The sequence below is a fragment of the Roseateles sp. P5_E11 genome (assembly GCF_054049355.1).
Genome location: NZ_JBFUMO010000573.1, coordinates 1 through 3636, shown reverse-complemented (window position 1 = coordinate 3636; position 3636 = coordinate 1). Strand labels below are relative to the sequence as shown.

The following is a 3636-nucleotide window of genomic DNA, read 5'->3' as shown; positions in this document are numbered from 1 at the left end:
GTGTGAGCAGGTGCGCAACTCGCCACCGGCCATGAAGGCATGCCCCGCGCGGGCGCCCTGGTCAGGCGCGGTCAGCGGCCAGTAGACCGCGTGGTGCACGCCCAGAAAGTGCTGGCATTTGTGGAAGGACAGGTTGGTGCAGTCCACATGCAGCGCATGCGGCAGGTAGACGCCCAGGGCCATGTCGTGGTCGGCATGGTGGAAATAGGCGATCTCGCGCGCCACGCCCGGCTGCGCGGCCCCGACCGCGGCCACGTCGTAGTGGTGATGGAACAGCGTCAACAGCCCGGGCTTGAGCGTGGCGAGCTGCAGGTGCAGCCACTGGAGCTTGTCGCGCAGCTGCATGGGCGGCGCCAGCAGCATCTGCACCGTGGGCGGCAGGTCGGCCAGGAAGTTCTGCAGGGGCAACTCGCGCTCATGCAGATTGGTCACCACCACGACATGGGTGAGGTCGGGCCGGGCGCGGATGACGTCCTTCAGCGCGAGCGAGTGGCCGCCCTGGCCGTCGTACAGCTCGGTGGCCACGTGCACGGCGAGGTGGTCGTGATAGCTCTCGGGGGTTGCCAGGTTGAGCTGGCGCGCGGCCAGGGCGCCCGCTGCCAGGCAGAAGCGGTCCATCTCGGCGGAGCCGAAGACCAGGCCCTTGGCCCGCGGGTCATTCAGCAGCGCGATGACGGTGTTGCTGAGTTCCATCAACATCGCCGGCCAGTCGCCCGCGGCCTGCAGGCCATCCAGGCGCTGCACCAGGTTCAGGTATTGAGTCATTGAGGGACCGGGGGTCAGCGCGCGATGACGGCGATGCCGTCGGGCAGGTATTTCCTGTACTTCTCGAATGAGGCCTCCATGGCCTCGCGGGAGATGGCGTAGAAGTAGTCCTCGCCCTCCTCCCGCGTGCGCACGGCGCCGAAGCGCTCGTGGAATTTCCAGACCGACTCGTTGCCCACTCTCACGCTGAAGTGCGAGGCGGTGAAGCCCAGGCTCAGGGCATAGCGGTAGACCATCAGCGCCGACTCCACCGCGAAACCGCTGGGACGGTCGTCGGCCAGGATCCAGGAGCCCCAGGAAAAGGAGTCGCCCTGCGGGTCATACAGCCGCACGGTGCCGTGCCGGGTGCCGGCGTGGTCCTCGATGATGAAGTAGACCTGGCTGTCATCGCCGGCATAGGCCTGCAGCCAGGCGCGCTGCGCGGCCACGTCGGACGAGGTCTTGGAGAGGTACTGGCCTTTGACCGGATCGGTGCGCAGGCCGACGATGAACTCGGCATCATCCACCGTGGCGTCACGCAGGACGATGCTCTTGCCCAGCACGCGGGCGGGCTTGACCAAAGTGATCGGCATGGCGGCTCCTTTGCTCAGGTCAGCGCCCGTACGGTGCCGATCAGCTGGTCCACCTGGGCGTCGGACATGCCGGGCCACAGGGGCAGGCTCAGCACTTCGCGGTGGATCTGCTCGGTCAGCGGCAGGCTGCCGACGGCCATGCCCAGTTCGGCATAGGCCGGCTGCAGATGCGGTGGCACGGGATAGTGGATCAGCGTGCCGATGCCGCGCTCGGCCAGGGCCTGCTGCAGGCGATCGCGCTCGGGATGCCGGATGACGAACAGGTGCCAGGCCGGCTCGGCCGGCTCGGGCACGAAGGGCAGCACAAGGTTGGCGCCAGCGAGGCCGTCCAGCAGCCTCGCGGCGATATGCCGGCGCTGCTGGGTGAGCGCGTCCAGGTCGGGCAGCTTGGCCGCCAGCACGGCGGCCTGCATCTCGTCCAGGCGCGAATTCAGGCCCTTGACCTCGTTGTGGTACTTGACCCGAGAGCCATAGTTGCGCAGCACGCGAACGCGGTCGGCCACGGCGGGGTCGTTGGTCGTGAGGCCGCCGCCGTCGCCCATGGCACCGAGGTTCTTGCCGGGGTAGAAGCTCCAGGCCGAGGCATCAGCCTGGCTGCCGACGACGCGGCCGCCCCAGCGCGCGCCGTGGGCCTGGGCGCAGTCGTCCAGCACGCGCAGGCCGTGCTTGCTGGCGATGGCGTTGATGGCGTCCATGTCGGCCGGCTGGCCGTAGAGGTGCACGGGCAGGATGGCGCGGGTGCGCGGCGTGATGGCCGCCTCGATGCGTGCCGGGTCGATGTTGTAGGTGCGCAGGTCGGGTTCGACGGGCACGGGCGTGGCGCCGCACTGGCTGACGGCCAGCCAGGTGGCGATGTAGGTGTTGGCCGGCACGATGACCTCGTCGCCCTCCCCCACGCCGAGCGCCAGCAGGCCCAGGTGCAGGGCGTCCAGGCCGTTGCCCAGGCCCACGGCATGGGCCGCGCCGCAATAGGCCGCCCACTGCGACTCGAAGGCTTCCAGCTCGCGGCCGAGGATGAACCAGCCGCTGCCGGCCACGCGGCTGAGCGCCGCGTCAATGGCCGCGCGCGAGGCGGCATAGGTGGGTTGCAGGTCCAGAAAGGGCAGCTTCATGCGGGCGCGTTGCCGACGGCGGCAAGGAAGTCGTCGTAGTCGCGGATGTAGTCGCCCGCGTCGTAGGTGTCCGAGGCCAGCACCAGCAGCACGGCATCGGGCGAGAAGCGGTACTGGATGCCCCAGACCATGGGCGGGATGTGCAGCCCGACCTTGGGGCTGTCCAGGCGCAGCTCGTCGCGGTGCTCGCCATCGTCCAGCACGATGGTGCAGCTGCCTTTCACGCAGATGAGGAACTGATGGCAGGCCCGGTGTGCGTGCTCGCCGCGCACCTCCTCATTGGGCACGTCGTAGACGATGAAGAAGCGCCGCGGCGTGAACGGCAGGTGGGCGTCGATCTCGCCGAAGCTCAGCGCACCGCGCAGGTCGACGATCTTGGGCAGCGCATGCAACCGTGCACCGCGCGCCTGCAGGGCGGGCAATGCGTCGCCGAGCCGATGCGCGGAGATGGCGGGGCCGCTGACCTGGACCTCGGGCGTGTCGAGGTAGCCGACGATGTGGGCCGGGTTGCCGGCAACGATGGCTCGCGGCGGCACGTCGCGGGTGACGACGGCGCCGTCCGTCACCAGCGCCCCCGGGCCGATGGTCAGGCCGGCCTGGATGGTGGCATTGGCGCCGATGCTGGCACCCGCGCGAACGCGGGTCTTGAGGAACTCCGTGGGCTTCCTGCGGCTGCGCGGCGCGGGGTCGTTGCTGAAGGCAGCGTTGGCGCCGACGAAGACGTCATCCTCCAGCGTGATGCCGTCCCACAGATAGACCCCGCACTYGACGGTCACCCGGTCGCCAACCGCCACCTCGTTCTCGATGAAGACGTGGTCGCAGACGTTGCAATCGGCGCCGATGCGGGCGCCGGGCAGGATGTGGGCGAAGGCCCAGACGCGCGTACGCGGCCCGATCTGCGTGGACTCGACCAGGGCGTGCGAGTGCACAAAAGCGCCGCTGCCATCCATCATCGATTGATCTCCCATGCTTGGACTGTTCAGTATCCCTCGGCCGCGTCAGCGCAAGGGCGCCGCCACACCGCGGCCCATGCTCCAGATCAGCGCGACGATCTGCTGCGCGTCGAACATCGCGTTCACATGGGCGACCCGCATCGAGTAGTAGTCGCACTCGGCGGCCATCACGTCGAACAGCGAGCGGCGGCCGAGCTGCTGCCACTGCTGCAGCGTCGACGCGCGCACGCGGTC

5 protein-coding genes are annotated in these 3636 nt (G+C 69.1%); all 5 read right to left on the bottom strand.

Going from position 1 to position 3636, the window contains the following annotated elements:
- Positions 1 to 765: hypothetical protein (locus ACXJKR_RS27195; protein ID WP_457325475.1), on the bottom strand; the 765-nt coding region annotated here is incomplete at its 3' end.
- Between the two features lie 14 nt (positions 766 to 779).
- Complete coding sequence (locus ACXJKR_RS27190) at positions 780 to 1337, bottom strand: GNAT family N-acetyltransferase (RefSeq protein ID WP_457325474.1); 558 nt, start codon at positions 1335 to 1337, stop codon at positions 780 to 782.
- Between the two features lie 14 nt (positions 1338 to 1351).
- Entirely contained in the window at positions 1352 to 2449 is a 1098-nt protein-coding gene (locus tag ACXJKR_RS27185) for a DegT/DnrJ/EryC1/StrS family aminotransferase (protein ID WP_056196522.1), read from the bottom strand.
- Positions 2446 to 3417: a WxcM-like domain-containing protein gene (locus tag ACXJKR_RS27180; protein WP_457325473.1), complete on the bottom strand. Its 972-nt coding sequence runs from the start codon at positions 3415 to 3417 to the stop codon at positions 2446 to 2448. Before ACXJKR_RS27180 ends, ACXJKR_RS27185 begins: the two co-directional genes overlap by 4 nt.
- A 30-nt stretch (positions 3418 to 3447) precedes the next feature.
- The coding region (locus ACXJKR_RS27175; RefSeq protein ID WP_457325471.1) for a hypothetical protein at positions 3448 to 3636 on the bottom strand (189 nt) is incomplete at its 5' end.